The following is a 14,401-nucleotide window of genomic DNA, read 5'->3' on the forward strand; positions in this document are numbered from 1 at the left end:
TTAACAGCAGTCGAGCAAAACGGGACGAAGTGAGCACCGACTTTAGCTTTAACGCGGGCCTAAAACCCGACGCTAGCTAAAAACTGATAGCAGGCTACCAGCGGCTTTCGGATACCTGCGAGCGAGCAGCGTTGGAAACTTGAACAGGCTGAGCATAAAATTCAGAAGACTTGCTGTGAGCGACTACTTGGCCTAGCTGAGCCTCAATAGCAGCTGTCACCTCAGCGCAAGAAGCGCCAATGATGCCAGTCACAGTCTCCTTCACTCGGCCATCCGGATAGATTACAAACTCAAGCGTTTCCATAAAACCAACCGCCAAATAGCTGAATCTGAAAAAGCTGTGGGCAAGCCTTATCACGCCACTGCCCCAGCCTGCCATTTCTGATGAAATGGCCTTTCGCAACCGGCGTTACAGGTCAATAAAAATCACCTGTAGCGCTTTGAGCTACGCCTGACGATATGCTTTACATCGTCTTTTAATCGTAGTCAATGTCCCTGATTTTATCTAGGGACATTGCATCAAAACTTAATAGTTCTTAGCAACAGGTAGGCGTGTTTACCCTCGACATTTTCAGTTTCCCTTAACTTTTCTAAACAGTCAAGGTAAAAAGGCAAAGCGCTACCTGAGGTAGAACTCTGTGATCAAAGATCTCTTCCTCAGGTAAAGTTGTGAGTTTTGTGGGCCTCTGCTTTACAGCTAAGTACACTGTTATTGCCTTCACGCTAACTCTGGCTGGTTTGCGCTACGCTTTTTGGCCAATCCCCTTTTGGCCAATCCCTTTTTACTCAATCCTCTGAAGTGTTTAGCCAGACGGGTAGCGGTATACTGCAGCCTAGAAAGGCTAGAATTCGTCTTCCCCGGCATCTTCCGGCAGTGTGCGAATTTGACTGTACGGATCTGGCTGTGCGGATTTAGCTGTTCTGCTAAAAGTATTCGTTTGGGCATCTTCTATGGCGTCGCCATTCTTTGAGTTCGAGCAAGATTTTGTGGGCTCTTTGCGCTGCATTCCGATGGTGGTACGCCATCGGTTGGATACCTGTGGCGTCAAGCTGAAGCTAGAGCACTGGAATCACCTGACTCAGGCTGAGCGTCAGGCTCTGGTGGAGTGGCCCTGCGATACGCCAGCGACGGCTCAGGCGTATGGCGATCGCCTGCAAACCCTCATCACTCAGCGCACCGGCTCACCCGCCAAAACGCTAGAAGTCTCGCCGCAGCCACCCTGGAGAAATATTGCGGCTATTCCTGCACCGGTACAAGAAAAATGCCAGGCTCATCAGGTGCCGCTGTCTGTGCAGCAGTGGGCTAGCTTGAGCGAGCTGCAGCGGTTTGCGCTAATTAAGCTCAGCCGTTCGAGTCACGAAAACCTCAACTTTGTGCCTGCCGTTCAAGAATTCGGTCTGGTCGCTGCCTGACCTACTGGCCTAGCCGACTTTTGTGGCCGATAGCCGCCTCCCGGCTATACTGCTCTAAGCAATTGCCCAGCGGCCGCTTGTCGTCTGCTGCACTTATCGCCTTTGTTGAAGCTGATTTCAGGACTGACTTGAGTCAATGGCAGGATCTAGCCCTAATCCGCCGCGCCCTGCTCGCCGCCGCCGTGCGGCCAAGCCGCTTATGCCGTGGGTGCTCATCAGCATTTTGTTTTTACTCTATGTGCTGATGGGACTGCTGCTGTCTGTGCCCGCCCCGCCCTACTGGATATGGGTGCTGGTGGTCCTGGGCATACCGTTAATTGCGGTAGGTCTGAGCCAACCTGCCCTGAGCCAGTCTGCCTTGAGCCAGCAGTCGGCACGATTGCGACTGCTGACTTATCCGGGGGCGTTACTACTAGTGGTAGCGCTGGCGATCGCCGCTAACTACATCGGCAGCAACCAAGACTTCGACAACGTTCGCTTTTTCGTCGCGCTGCTAGGCTTGGTGGTGCTCACGTTACTAGCCGTCATGCTGACAGCGGCAGCGGTGGTAGTCAGCGCTCAGATCGGAGACAAACTGATACGAATCGTGGACTACCGGCAGCGTTTAACCGTCCTTATGGGTGCCGGCTTTGTCGGCGTCGGCGTTGGTGGCCTCGCCGGTTTTCTTAGCAAAACTCTTTAGTGACATTTAGTGACACCCCTGTGAGGCTATGTACGCCATTGATTTTGGCACCAGTAATACGGTAGTTGCTCGTTGGAATGCGGCTACCCAAACCCCAGAGACACTCTCGCTGCCGTCTCTCTCAGCGCAGGTCAAGGCTAATCCGCCCCTGGTGCCTAGTTTGATCTATGTCGAACAGGCGGCGGCAACAGCAGATCAAGCCAAAACAGTAGCCGGGCAGCAGGTGCGTGATCGGGGGCTAGATTTAGCCAGCGACGCCCGGTTTTTTCGCAATTTTAAGCGCGGCATTGGCGCTACCGTGCAGGGATTTATCCCTGAGCTAGACGGTCAGGTGCTCTCTTTTGAGCAGGTGGGCAGCTATTTTTTGCATCAGGTAATAGGTCAGCTTAAGCAGCAAGATCCGACGCTGAATTCGCTGGTGTTTACGGTGCCCGTCGATAGCTTTGAGACCTACCGTCTCTGGCTGGGCCAGGTGTGTCAATCGCTAGAGATTGAGCAGGTACGGCTGCTAGATGAACCGACAGCGGCAGCTTTGGGTTACCAGCTAAGCGCCGAGCAGCGCACGCTCTTAGTGATAGATTTTGGCGGCGGCACTCTAGATTTTTCGCTGGTGCAGCCGACCATCTCTGTAGAGCGACCGCTTGGTTTTTTACTCAAGTGGGGTAAATCATTCTCTGCTCAGCCTGCGGGTAGCGCGCAGCAAACGGCAAAAACGGTGCGCGTATTGGCCAAAGCCGGCGAAAATCTGGGGGGTGCTGATATTGATAGATGGCTAGCCGACTATTTTGCAGAGACTCAAGCGCTGCCCATGACCGCTGTGACGCTGCGTCTGGCGGAGCGGCTGAAGATCGCCCTCTCGACTGCGCCTACTGCTGCTGAAGCTTACTTCGATGAAGAGACCCTAGACAGCTACGAACTGTCTTTAGATCGCGATCGCTTTGAGCAAATCCTCACAGACCAAGGCTTTTTTCAGCGACTAGACAGCCGCCTGGATCAGGTGTTGCAGCAGGCTCAGCGACAGAGTCTCAGCGCTCAAGATATCGATGCGGTACTGCTGGTGGGGGGCACGGCTCAAATCCCGGCGGTACAGTCTTGGGTGGCACGCCACTTCGACGCTGACAAAATTCGCAGCGATCGCCCCTTCGAAGCCGTTGCTCAAGGCGCGCTGAGCCTGCAAACTACCCAGCTTCAAGACTTCCTCTATCACAGCTATGGCATTCGCTATTGGGATCGCCGCCGCAACGCCCACAGCTGGCATCCCATTATTCAGGCCGGGCAGCCCTACCCAACCACCGCGCCGATTGAGATTTTTTTGGGGGCTTCTAGTGAAAAGCAACCCAGCATTGAGCTGATTTTAGGGGAAATTGGCGAAGCCCAAATCGATACTGAAGTCTATTTTGAAGGCGATCAGCTGGTTACCCGTCAGGCCAGCAGCAGCGGCGATCTTCAGGTGCAGGCGCTCAATGATCGCGAAGGTGCCCGGACAATCGCTAACCTGACGCCGCCGGGTTTTCCGGGTAGCGATCGCGTCCGCATCCTCTTCAGCATCGACACCGACCGATTTCTCAGAATGACCGTAGAAGACCTACTGACCTCAGAAACCCTGATGGACAATCAGGTCGTCGTTCAGCTGAGCTAGCCCCGCTTGCGCTTGCCGCCCTAAGGATCAGAATCGTCAAAGAGGATTCCCTGGTCTTTAGTCTCACCGTCAGGGTTCGACAGCTCGTCCAGCGCTTCCTGACCAGCCTTGTTCGCGTCGGCCTGTACCCGAGTAACGATGAATACCTGCGTAGTAATCAAGACCACCATAAAGAGAATGCCAGAGACCAAAAAGCTCAGCCGCTGAGAGGGAATGCTCTGACCCAGTGCATAGAGGGCAATGCCGAAAACCGCTGAGACAAAGAGCTTGGAGGTCAGCAGCATCGAAGGAGCTGACCAGCATAACGCGACTAAAATCGAGGTGAAATAAAACGCTAGCAGCAGCAGATGAATCCGCTTGGCGTAGATCGCCTTCAGGCTCACAGAGGAACGTGCAAATGGCAAGGCAGCCGGATTACTGAGCGCGGTGACTGCATCGACCAGCAGATAGGCCAGCGGGCCAGCGGCGCAGACCAGATAGACAAACCAAGGGGCCGGTCTGAGCATGAGACTACCCAGGTCGTTAGTTCCTTCGACGACGCCCACAGCGCTGTTGAAGAGCAGGCCCATCAGCAGCGATATCCCGAGCAAAACAATGTCAACCATCAGCGACTGCCAGATTGCCGAAACACCTGTGATCTGCTGAGGAGACGATGCGTTCGCAGCTGGCTCAGCCGGTATGTCTACAGTGGAGGGAGGAGAATACCTCATGACTTGGGTACCAATTTGTAAATTAAATTTTGAACCAGGGTGACGCACAGAGAAAAAAGCCTTACAGCGGCATGTCTTTGTGGAGTAGATAACGAACCCAAGATGCGCGATCTTCAAAAAATCCAGAGTGCCCACTGAAAATGCTGAGTCGAATCTCGAAGCTACCGCGATCATGCTTGATGAATAGCAGTATCGCAGTATCTAGGTAGGTATGCTGGAATAGGTTCTCAGGTTTACAGAGACTATACGATTTTAGATGGGAAATTACTGTGATCTTCTTCTTAGCTCGTAGTGAACTTTTTATTTTGGCAATCTAGATATCTCAGGCCAGTGTTTTTACGCAGGCTGGTGCCATATCCCTTAACCCACTGCTGTCAGCGAGCGAGGCCGGCAAGGTAAACTGCAAGCTGGCAGGGCCAGCAAAAATTGCTCAAGCTGCCTGAACTGAGACCTGTTAGATCTGGAGCGTGCCGCATCTGTGAACTCAACCTATACGCCTGCAAATTCTGCCGCTGGGGCTGCTGATACTCAGCGCGATCGCTCAGACCACCCAGAAGCTAACCCCACTGCCGCGCCAGCAGGATGGACCGTGGAAGACAGTGAAGAACTCTACCGGATTAGAGGCTGGGGAGAGCCTTACTTTGCGATTAACGCGGCGGGCAATATTACGGTGTCGCCTCAGGGCGATCGCGGCGGCTCTTTAGACCTGCACAAGCTGGTAACCGGACTTAAGCAGCGAGATTTTCAGCTGCCGGTGCTGATTCGTTTCTCAGAGATTTTGGCAGACCGCCTAGAGCGGATTAACGCCTGCTTTGCCAAGGCGATCACCCGCTACAGCTATGAAGGGATTTATCAGGGCGTCTTCCCGGTTAAGTGCAATCAGCAGCGGCACATTGTCGAAGACCTGGTGCGCTTTGGCAAAGCCTATCAGTTTGGCCTGGAAGCGGGTACTAAGCCCGAGCTGATGATCGCCCTGGCCAGCCTGGATACGCCTGGCGCGCTGATTATCTGCAACGGCTACAAAGACGACTCTTATATTGAGACGGCCATGCTGGGCCAGCGCCTGGGGCAAAAGACCATCATCGTGCTAGAGCAGGTAGAAGAGGTTGAGGTGGCGATCGCAGCCAGCCGTCGTTTGGGCATTCAGCCTGTTCTCGGCGTCAGGGCCAAGCTAGCGGCTAAAGGCTCAGGTCGCTGGGGAGACAGCGCTGGCGACCGGGCTAAATTTGGTCTGAGCATTCCAGAAATTGTCGCGGTGATTGAAAAGCTCAAGGCTGCTGACATGCTCTCTAGTCTGGAACTGCTGCACTTTCACATCGGCTCTCAGGTATCGGCCATCAGCGTGATTAAAGACGCGCTGCGCGAAGCCTGCCAAATCTATGTAGAACTGGTTGAGCTAGGCGCGCCGATGGGCTATCTCGATGTCGGCGGTGGCCTCGGCGTTGACTACGATGGCTCTAAAACCAGCTCCCAGGGATCAAAAAACTACAGCATTCAAAACTATGCCAATGATGTGGTCTCCGAGGTCAAAGATGTTTGCACCGCTCGGGAAGTAACCATGCCGACTTTGGTGAGCGAAAGCGGTCGGGCGATCGCCTCTCATCAATCCGTCCTCGTTTTTGACGTGCTCGGTACCAGCGAAGCCAGCTACAGCAGCCCTCAGCCCTACCAGACGGGCGAGCACAGACTGGTGCGCGAGCTTTGGGAAATATACACCAGCGTCAACGCTGAAAACTATCAAGAAGTCTTTCACGACGCCGTAGAATTCAAGCAAAAAGCCGCCAGCCTGTTTAATTTTAGCTATCTGCGCCTGGCTGAGCGTGCCCGCATCGAAAGGCTGTACTGGGCCTGCTGCCAGAAGATTGTCACCCTGCTGCGCCAGCAAGACTACGTCCCTGACGAGCTAGAGCACCTCGAACAGAGCATGGCCTCTATCTACTACATCAACCTCTCTTTATTTCAGTCGGCCTTAGATAGCTGGGCGATTGAGCAGCTCTTTCCTATTTTGCCGATCCACCGCCTCGGTGAAGAACCCACCCAGAGAGGCACCCTGGCTGATCTCACCTGTGACAGCGATGGCAAAATCGCCCGCTTCATTGGCAAAAAAGGTCAAAAAGAGGTTTTAGAGCTGCACACCCTGCAAGCTGGAGAACCCTACTACCTGGGGATGTTTCTAGTCGGTGCTTATCAAGAAACGCTCGGCAACCTGCACAACCTGTTTGGCCATACGAACACCGTCCACATTCACCTGGCCTCAAAAGCCAAAACGCAGCAGGGCTACACCATTGAACATGTCGTACGCGGTAACACCACCAATGAAGTGCTGCAGCAGGTACAGTACGACCCGGAAACCATGGTTGAGCAAATTCGGCGGCGCTCTGAGCAAGCCCTGCAATCGGGACAGATCACCCTCGAAGAAGCGCGTAAGCTCATGGCTAACTATAAAGCTGGCATGGATCGCTACACCTATTTAGCGGAGCCCTAATTTTTATTTCCTAACCAGTCTAAGGGTGAACTTTCACGAAATCTCTTAATTGCTTCAGTACGCATAAGACGTGATAGAGGTCATTACCGCGATTGAGCAATGAAAACAAATTGGACGTAGCATATTGAGGCGTCTCACCTCGAACTAGCTTGAGGAACAGAAACTCGCTGCCATTCAAGATAACTCCAAAAGTGGGTTTCTGATCATCGGGTGCTGCCAGCATGTAGGCCAAGGTTTGAGGAATCGCTTTAGTCACCGAGAATTCTGAATTCTTAGCCTCAATAGTCGTCACCCATAGCTGGCCTTGAATAACCACTACATCAATGCATCCCTGGATAATGTCACCTTCGTCCTCTGCTGAAACTCTAATATTTGTCTCACCATCCACGCGAAAAGGTGGCTCATAAAAGCCTGCCAGATCTAATAAAGGTGAGAGGATTACCATCTTCACAATGCTCTCCATGACCGGATATTCCAGCAGGTAGAGATAGTTGCGCTTGATCCGGTCAAGGGTACGCCGTTCTGCTGCCGTAGCTTCGGGTAAACCTTCTCTCCATTCTAAAAAGAATGACTCATCCTGCGATCGCTGCAGTCCAAACGTTGTCTTCAGGTCGTGTAGCTTAATTTTTCTAGCAGCTATAGTTTGAGCCATGTAGCCTTTGGTGACCGTAAGCGTCGTGGTTTCAGATGAGCGCGAAGACTCTCTAGTCAGTTTAATTCAAACTGATTGGACAACGAGGTGACGCAATCAAAGGCAGCACTGCCTTTGATTACCGCGTCATGCGATGGAAACGCCAGACAAAAATCACCCCGGCTACGGCGATCCCGGTATACTGACCGATCCACAGGCCCACCGCGCCCCACCCTACCCAAAAGCAGAGGGCATAGCCGCTAGTGAGCCCAATGCCCCAAAACGCGATCGCGCTCATCAGCATCGGCACGCGGGTATCTTGCAAGCCATAGAGCGCACTCATCGTCACCCGCTGCACGCCGTCAATCACCTGCGCGGTGACAGCAATCAGCAGTAGACTCATCGCCAGGTCAATCACGGGCGCATTTTGTGGGGCCTGCAAGTCGATAAATAGGCCAATGATAGATCGGCGGTAGATGACCAGGGCGATCGCCTCTACAAACAACGTCAAAGCAGCGATGGCGATCGCCACATACCCCGCCCGCCGTGCCCCGCTCAAATCGCCTTTACCCAGGCACAAACCCACTCGCGCCGTCACAGCATAAGACATACCCAGCGGCACCATAAACAGCAGCGCCATCGTCTGAAAGGCAATCTGGTGAGCAGCTAGCACCTCAGTACCCAGACTGCCCGCCATGTAAGAGACCGCCGCAAACATGCCAATCTCCAAGACCAGGGTGATCGCAATCGGCAGGCCAATCGCCATCAGCCGCCGCAAAACACCGATATCTAGCCGCTGCCACTGTCGCCAAAAGCGGTGGCGGCGCAGTTGCTCCTGGCGCAAAATGTAGACCAAAAACAGCCCAAACATCAGCCAAAGACTGAGACTGCTGCCCAACCCCAAACCCGCTAACCCCAAGCGCGGAAACCCTAACTTGCCAAAGCCGAGGACGTAGTTACCGGCAATATTGCACAGCGTCCCGATCATGACGATCACCGTCACCACATTCGCCAGCGAAAAGGCCGAAACATAGCCCCGCAGCATAGCAAACCCCAGCGCCGGGAAAACCCCCGCCGAAATCCAAAGAAAGTATTGCTGAGCCAGCTGAACAACCGCTTCTGGCTGCTGTAACCCTCTCAATATGGGGCCCGTTTGCCAGAGCACCGTCATCAGCGGCAGAGTTAGCAACAGCGATAGCCAAAACCCCTGCCGCGCCAAATGCTCAATTCGACCTTTTTGGTTTGCGCCATAGGCTTCAGCCGCCAGTACCCCCACCGACATGACAAAGCCGCTGATAACTGTAAGCATCAGCTGAAAAGTGCTCGATGCCAGCCCGCCTGCTGCCAGGGTTTCCGTGCTCAAGTGGCCCATCATAATGGTGTCAACAAACCCCACCGAAAACTGAGCTAGCTGCGCGATCGCCAGCGGCACCGCCAGATTTAAAAAGGCGCGGATCTCTATCACCACTGCAGATTTAGCCGCTTCAGACTGAAGCGATCGCCAGTTCATGACGCTATTCCTATTGCTTGCTGAAAGTTTCCTATTTGAAATCGCTTGCTCAAGCTTGGGCCACTGCGCCACTGCGCCGAGGATCGCCCGCGCCCTGCAAGCCGCCCGCTGCGTCTAATCCCACCGTATGAACGCCGCCAAAAAACATATTGGTCTGCTGCCACTGCAAAACCCGCTCAGTTCCCCACTGTTCAGATTTAAACTGTGCCGCCTGCGAGCCCTCGACCAGTCCCGGCTCTAGATGAAGCACCCCGCTCTCCCAGTGCAGGCGAGGGGCTTCTACCGCCGCTGCTAACGGTATGCCAAAATCTAGAATATTTGAAATCACCTGCAAAATAGCGGTGCGAATGCGGTTCGATCCGCCCGAGCCTAAAACCAACTGCGGCTTTCCGGCTTTGAGAATCATCGTGGGAGCCATCATCGACGACATCCGCTGATTGACCGGCCACTGATTGAACCCGTGCGGATTGAGGTCTTCTTCGCCTAGCATATTATTCATCATAATTTGGGTGTTCGGAATCACATAGGAAGCGCCCTCGCCGTTAGAGGTGGTCACACTAGCGGCGTTGCCTTCATCGTCCATGACGCTGATGTGAGTGGTGCTGCCCCACCGATTAACGCCTTGTCCCAAGATATCCGCCAGCGGCTGAGCGTATTTATCGACCAAGTCGGCGGCGATAAATTTTTCGGCAATGGCGTCATCAAACAGAAAGCCATCCAGATGCGATCGCCGCGCTTCATTCGTCCACCGCATCGCCTGAGCTAGCAGCGTCAGATGTTCAGCCGAGCCAAACCTCATCTGACTCAGGTCAAACCGGTCGAGCAGCTCCAGACAAAAGGCAATCAGCGCGCCGCCTGCACTCGGCGGTGGATTGGTGATCATCTGCACGCCGCGATAGTTGATGGTAAGGGGCGATCGCTCCATCACCCGGTAGTTTGCAAAATCTGCCAGACTCAAGCAGCCACCCCCGGCCTGACAGTCCTTCACCACCTGCTGCGCTATCTCCCCTTCGTAAAACGCTCTGAGCGCCCCCTCATCTCCTAGCCCCGCCAGATACTCAAGCGTATCGGCCAGCTGCGGCTGTCGCAGCGTTTCTCCCTGCCGCAGCCGATGACCCGCAGGCGCATAAATTTCTCTAGCGCCCGCCGTTGCCATCAAAATCGGATCGAGCAGCTGATAGCAGTAGGCTTGAAAATCAGTGACCCTCACCCCGCCGCGAGCATAGCCCACTGCTGGCTCTACCACCCTTTTGAGCGGCAGTCGGCCTAATCTCCTATGTACCGTCAGTACACCTGCCAGCATTCCCGGCACCGCCATCGACCCCAGGCCGATATGAAACTCCTGCACCGAATCGCCAAAATTAGCTTCAATCGGGTAAAAATCTAGCCGGTCAGAGTCTGAGCGACTGCCCGGCGTCTGCGTAAAAAAATCAAACAGCGTGTTCTCCGCCGTCTCTGCCTGGTGAGCTAGCAAAAAGCCGCCGCCGCCGAGCGAGGTCAGCGTTGGCTCCACGACACAGGCTGCCAGCATCGCCGCCACTGCCGCATCAAAGGCATTGCCACCTGCCTGCAAAATTTCTTGACCCGCCGCCGCCGTTTTCTCATGCCCAGCCGACACTACACCTGCCATAAACCCACCACACTCACTGCCTAACTAATTAAAATAGAACATATGTATTACTTTTACTTTTCAAACCGCCTTTATAGCAAGGAATAATTTAGAGTAAGAAGCAAGGATAGAAAGGAAAATCCCCCTCAATGGCTATTATTGCGCTCAAGGCTTGGTATCTCAGCAACTACGAACCCATCCGCGAGCTGGAAAAGCGGCCCCACGACCTGCGGCTGGCGAAAAATAGCCTGCTCAAATCGGCGCTGCGGGCTGACTTTTTAGAAGATATTGAAGAAGTTAAGCAGGCTGAGTGGTTTCAGCGCTACCTCGAAGGCGATCACGTCGAATTCTACATTGAGGGCAGTGGAACCTATGCGATCGCCAACATCGACCTGATCAGCCACGAAATCTACTTCGCCAAGCAAGATTCGCTCGCGAACCTGGATCCTACTATTTTCTTGTGCTACCAGAGCGAATACTCAGACTCTAGCGACCTGCTGCGCGACGAGCTAGAAGCTTTCGTCCAAAAGTTTAACGGCAAATCTCGGCTGCCCCTGTCCCTGGTAGAGTCCCATCGTCTCAGCCAGGGGCCGGTGCGAATCAATAGCGACCTGATGCGAAAAATCCGGCGATCGCTCCTCTTCATCGCCGATGGCACCCCAGTTATTGGCATTGACGGCACCCCGCCCCAGCTGATCCCCAGCCCTAAAGTCTGCGTAGAGATGGGATATGCCCTTCAGAGCAAGCGCCCCGAGCAAATCATCCTGGCCCAAATGGAGCGCTCAGACCTGCCCGGCCAGTTCCCCTTCGACACCCCCACTCACAATCGGCTGAGCTTCACCAAACAGTCCGAACTCCACAAAGCCCTGCCTCAGCTACTGCAAGAGAGACTACAGCGATTTAACCTCGTCAGCCAGTAGAACCAGAGGTGATCAGCGTTAAAATAGAGTATATGGAGCTAAGGAGATTCGAACTCCTGACCCCCTCAATGCCATTGAGGTGCGCTACCAGCTGCGCTATAGCCCCGCCTGTGATCAACCTGTAACTCAGGTGTAATCAGACTACTATAATTACGTAGAAACGAGGATTGCGTCAAGCAAAATCTATTCCAAGAGCAAAATCACTCTATGCCTGCCACTCCCCCCGACTCCCAATCTAAAGCAGACGCCGCGCTAGAGATAGGCAATATCCCTACGGCGCAAGCGACTACCCAAGAAACGATTGACACGCTACAAAGCCAGCTGCGCCGCAAAGAAGGCAATTGGGTAGAGTGGGGCAAAGCCTGCCAAACCCTGCAAAAAGCGGGCATGATGCCGCAGGCCATCTTCGAAGCCACCGGGTTTGAACCCATCCAGCAAAATCAGCTGATCGTTGCAGCTCAGGTCTTCGATTCGATGATCGCAGGTGGCGTCAGCGAGGCAGCCCGAGTGCACTATCAAACCCGAGGCAGCGACAGCCTCTATGAGTTTCGCATTTTGTCACAAGACATCCGGGCAGCGGCAGCCGACTTTGCCTTTAGCAACGGGCTTGACAGTGAGCAGGTAAGAGACATTGTCAAAGGGCTGCGAGACTTCTCCTACAGTGACAAGCCCCCTGTCGGGTTTGAAAAAACTATGGGCGATGCCGCCGCCTACCACTACTGGCGGTTGGCCCGGCAAATGAGCGATTTGCAGGCTCGGTCGCGGCTAATCGCCCAAAGTCTGCGGTTTGTCACCAGCGTCAGCGCCCGTAGCAAAATCGAGCAGCTCTTAACCGACTTCACGGTGGTTTCTGCCAAAGCCGCGCCGCGTCTGCCCATCTTTCGGTTAGAGAGCGAAGTAGATTCGCCAGTGATCGTGCCGGTTGCAGGTCAGTTGCCGCTGCCGACAGCCGACTATAAAGCGGTGCCCGCTGTCGAGCCTGAAGAACCTTTCGGCATGGTGAAGTTTGCCGGTACAGGAGCCTGGCTGCCGGTACCCGGCTGGCAGGTAATGCTCAAGGCCGAAGACCCCATCGCCCTGCTCGCCGAATACGGCCAGCTGCCTAATCCACCTAATGAGGTAGCGAAGACTGAGCCGGTGATGGTCATCATTGACCGGGCCAAGCGCCAGTGGGATGAATTTAGCTATTTCGTTTACGATGCGGACGGTCAACTGGGTCTGCGCTGGTTTGAAGAAGCGCCTCAGACCACACTGCTAGGCGGCCTTATCTTGATCATGCGACCTCAGAAGATCCTCGATCAAAACTATAGCCACGAGTATTGGCAAATAGATGAGTAGAGATAGGAAGGTACCCTGATGGCTATAGAACGTCGGCTATCGCGCAGTATGTTTGCAGAGGCAGAAGTCGTCGAGCTGCGGCAAGTCTGCATGACGCCGAGCGGCCTGTTTGAACCGGGCAAATATATCGCCGGGCAACTGCCAGACGCTGCTTTTGAAATGGGCTTGGTAGAGAAGCTGCCGCCTGTGCGCGGCAAGAGTGAAGAAAAGGAGACCTGATCATTTACACGCGCCCCCTCGCCAAACTGATTGAAGAATTTCAGCGCCTGCCTGGCATTGGGCCAAAGTCAGCCCAGCGGCTAGCTATGCACATGCTCAAGCGCCCGGAGGCAGAGGTGCGCGCCCTAGCCACCGCTCTGGTTGAAGCGAAGCAACAGGTAGGGCAGTGCTCCCGCTGCTTTCACCTCTCAGCGGAGCCAGTCTGTAATATTTGCCTATCTCAAACCCGTGACCCACATACGCTGTGCGTCGTCGCCGACTCGCGAGATGTGATCGCGCTAGAAAAAACGCGGGAGTATAAAGGCAAGTACCACGTTTTAGGTGGGCTGATTTCGCCGATGGATGGGATTGGCCCTGAACAGCTCAATATTGGTCAGCTCGTCCACCGGGTCAACAAAGAAGGCACAGGCGAAGTGATTTTGGCCATCAGCCCCAGCATTGAGGGCGACACCACGACACTGTACGTCGGTCAACTGCTGAAGCCCTTTACCCGAGTCACCCGGATTGCCTTTGGCCTACCGATGGGCGGCGACCTGGAGTACGCCGATGAAGTCACTCTAGCGAGAGCCCTCGAAGGGCGGCGAGAACTGGATACGTAGGCCCAGCCCAGCAGATCCTATAGACCTAAGTCATACACCTAAGCCACACAAAAGGCAGCCTCACTTCGATAACGTGAACCGGCCTGAGTTAGCTGTATTAGTTAGAAGGCTTGTGCATCAGCAGAAAATGCGAGAGGCTGCGCTAGTAGGCTAAAGTCTCTAGCGTATCGCGCAGATATAGACGCACTAGCTGGTCGTCCGAAGTTGCGGTGGTGATGGCTGAAAGCTGCTCTGAGCGCCAGCGCTGAAAACCGGAGCTAGCGGCGATCGCATTTTTCAGACTCTGCCAAAGCTCAGCGTCTTGGGCGGCGTGAGCAGGCGATGAATTTGCCATAGTGATCTCCATTGGTACAGAACCTGGATAGAATCTTTCAGGCTCCGCTGATTTGTTTAAGAGTAGCCTAAGACGCTGAGCCCGTATGTAATAATCGCCACGGTTCTGGGAGTTCCGAGGCCAATTTACGCCTTTTTATGTAAAGACTCCATCAATCAGTCGGCTGCGTATCCGCTTTGATATCTTCATCATCTACCGATAGAGCCGCTGCATTAAGGGGCTGGCAATAAAATACATTACCGGTCATTATAAGGCGGAGTTAAGTCAGTTGAGAGAGGCTAGGGGATGCTAGATGAGCAGATGAAGGAAACC

Annotated in this window: 14 protein-coding genes and 1 tRNA gene; 8 read left to right on the forward strand and 7 right to left on the reverse strand. The window is 54.1% G+C overall.

Annotated features, from left to right (window positions below; all coding sequences use genetic code 11):
• Nucleotides 1-94 precede the first annotated feature (94 nt).
• Nucleotides 95-304, reverse strand: coding sequence for a DUF2997 domain-containing protein (locus CKL79_RS11620; protein ID WP_121969768.1), 210 nt, complete (start codon nucleotides 302-304; stop codon nucleotides 95-97).
• A 647-nt stretch (nucleotides 305-951) separates the two neighbouring features.
• Between CKL79_RS11620 and CKL79_RS11625 the strand changes: the two genes are divergently transcribed.
• From CKL79_RS11625 to CKL79_RS11635, 3 genes are all read left to right on the forward strand, one after another.
• Nucleotides 952-1,413: a nitrate reductase associated protein gene (locus CKL79_RS11625; RefSeq protein ID WP_121969748.1), complete on the forward strand. Its 462-nt coding sequence runs from the start codon at nucleotides 952-954 to the stop codon at nucleotides 1,411-1,413.
• 136 nt (nucleotides 1,414-1,549) lie between these two features.
• Complete coding sequence (locus tag CKL79_RS11630; RefSeq protein ID WP_121969749.1) at nucleotides 1,550-2,095, forward strand: hypothetical protein; 546 nt, start codon at nucleotides 1,550-1,552, stop codon at nucleotides 2,093-2,095.
• Between the two features lie 28 nt (nucleotides 2,096-2,123).
• The gene (locus CKL79_RS11635; RefSeq protein WP_121969750.1) at nucleotides 2,124-3,734 is read left to right on the forward strand and encodes an Hsp70 family protein; all 1,611 of its coding nucleotides are present in this window, start codon (nucleotides 2,124-2,126) and stop codon (nucleotides 3,732-3,734) included.
• 20 nt (nucleotides 3,735-3,754) lie between these two features.
• Here the strand turns inward: CKL79_RS11635 and CKL79_RS11640 are convergent, their stop codons facing one another.
• On the reverse strand, nucleotides 3,755-4,444 hold the full coding sequence (locus CKL79_RS11640; protein ID WP_141242196.1) for a hypothetical protein: 690 nt from the start codon (nucleotides 4,442-4,444) through the stop codon (nucleotides 3,755-3,757).
• Between the two features lie 478 nt (nucleotides 4,445-4,922).
• Here CKL79_RS11640 and speA point away from each other — a divergent pair, with 478 nt between their 5' ends.
• Nucleotides 4,923-6,929 (forward strand): biosynthetic arginine decarboxylase, encoded by a 2,007-nt coding sequence (gene speA, locus CKL79_RS11645; RefSeq protein ID WP_205879065.1) that lies wholly within the window; start codon nucleotides 4,923-4,925, stop codon nucleotides 6,927-6,929.
• A 19-nt stretch (nucleotides 6,930-6,948) separates the two neighbouring features.
• Here the strand turns inward: speA and CKL79_RS11650 are convergent, their stop codons facing one another.
• From CKL79_RS11650 to ggt, 3 genes are all read right to left on the reverse strand, one after another.
• On the reverse strand, nucleotides 6,949-7,581 hold the full coding sequence (locus CKL79_RS11650; protein WP_121969753.1) for a type I restriction endonuclease: 633 nt from the start codon (nucleotides 7,579-7,581) through the stop codon (nucleotides 6,949-6,951).
• Nucleotides 7,582-7,699: 118 nt separating this feature from the next.
• Nucleotides 7,700-9,070 carry an MATE family efflux transporter gene (locus CKL79_RS11655; protein WP_121969754.1) on the reverse strand — a complete coding sequence of 457 codons (1,371 nt, stop codon included), beginning with the start codon at nucleotides 9,068-9,070 and terminating at the stop codon, nucleotides 7,700-7,702.
• 49 nt (nucleotides 9,071-9,119) lie between these two features.
• Complete coding sequence (gene ggt / locus CKL79_RS11660; RefSeq protein WP_121969755.1) at nucleotides 9,120-10,700, reverse strand: gamma-glutamyltransferase; 1,581 nt, start codon at nucleotides 10,698-10,700, stop codon at nucleotides 9,120-9,122.
• 128 nt (nucleotides 10,701-10,828) lie between these two features.
• Here ggt and CKL79_RS11665 point away from each other — a divergent pair, with 128 nt between their 5' ends.
• Nucleotides 10,829-11,599 (forward strand): hypothetical protein, encoded by a 771-nt coding sequence (locus CKL79_RS11665; protein ID WP_121969756.1) that lies wholly within the window; start codon nucleotides 10,829-10,831, stop codon nucleotides 11,597-11,599.
• A 33-nt stretch (nucleotides 11,600-11,632) separates the two neighbouring features.
• Here CKL79_RS11665 and CKL79_RS11670 read toward each other — a convergent pair.
• Nucleotides 11,633-11,705, reverse strand: a tRNA-Ala gene (locus CKL79_RS11670).
• A 101-nt stretch (nucleotides 11,706-11,806) separates the two neighbouring features.
• Between CKL79_RS11670 and CKL79_RS11675 the strand changes: the two genes are divergently transcribed.
• From CKL79_RS11675 to recR, 3 genes are read left to right on the forward strand one after another with little or no spacing between them, the layout of a single operon-like run.
• A complete protein-coding gene (locus CKL79_RS11675; RefSeq protein ID WP_170944037.1) occupies nucleotides 11,807-12,937 on the forward strand; it encodes a RuBisCO accumulation factor 1 in 1,131 nt (376 codons plus the stop codon).
• An 18-nt stretch (nucleotides 12,938-12,955) separates the two neighbouring features.
• Nucleotides 12,956-13,156: a hypothetical protein gene (locus tag CKL79_RS11680; RefSeq protein ID WP_121969757.1), complete on the forward strand. Its 201-nt coding sequence runs from the start codon at nucleotides 12,956-12,958 to the stop codon at nucleotides 13,154-13,156.
• 2 nt (nucleotides 13,157-13,158) lie between these two features.
• The gene (gene recR / locus CKL79_RS11685) at nucleotides 13,159-13,755 is read left to right on the forward strand and encodes a recombination mediator RecR (protein ID WP_121969758.1); all 597 of its coding nucleotides are present in this window, start codon (nucleotides 13,159-13,161) and stop codon (nucleotides 13,753-13,755) included.
• Nucleotides 13,756-13,897: 142 nt separating this feature from the next.
• Here recR and CKL79_RS11690 read toward each other — a convergent pair whose 3' ends face one another.
• Nucleotides 13,898-14,089: a hypothetical protein gene (locus CKL79_RS11690; protein WP_121969770.1), complete on the reverse strand. Its 192-nt coding sequence runs from the start codon at nucleotides 14,087-14,089 to the stop codon at nucleotides 13,898-13,900.
• Nucleotides 14,090-14,401: the final 312 nt, after the last annotated feature.

The organism is Leptolyngbya sp. BC1307 (assembly GCF_002286735.1).
Taxonomy (GTDB): domain Bacteria; phylum Cyanobacteriota; class Cyanobacteriia; order Phormidesmidales; family Phormidesmidaceae; genus Phormidesmis.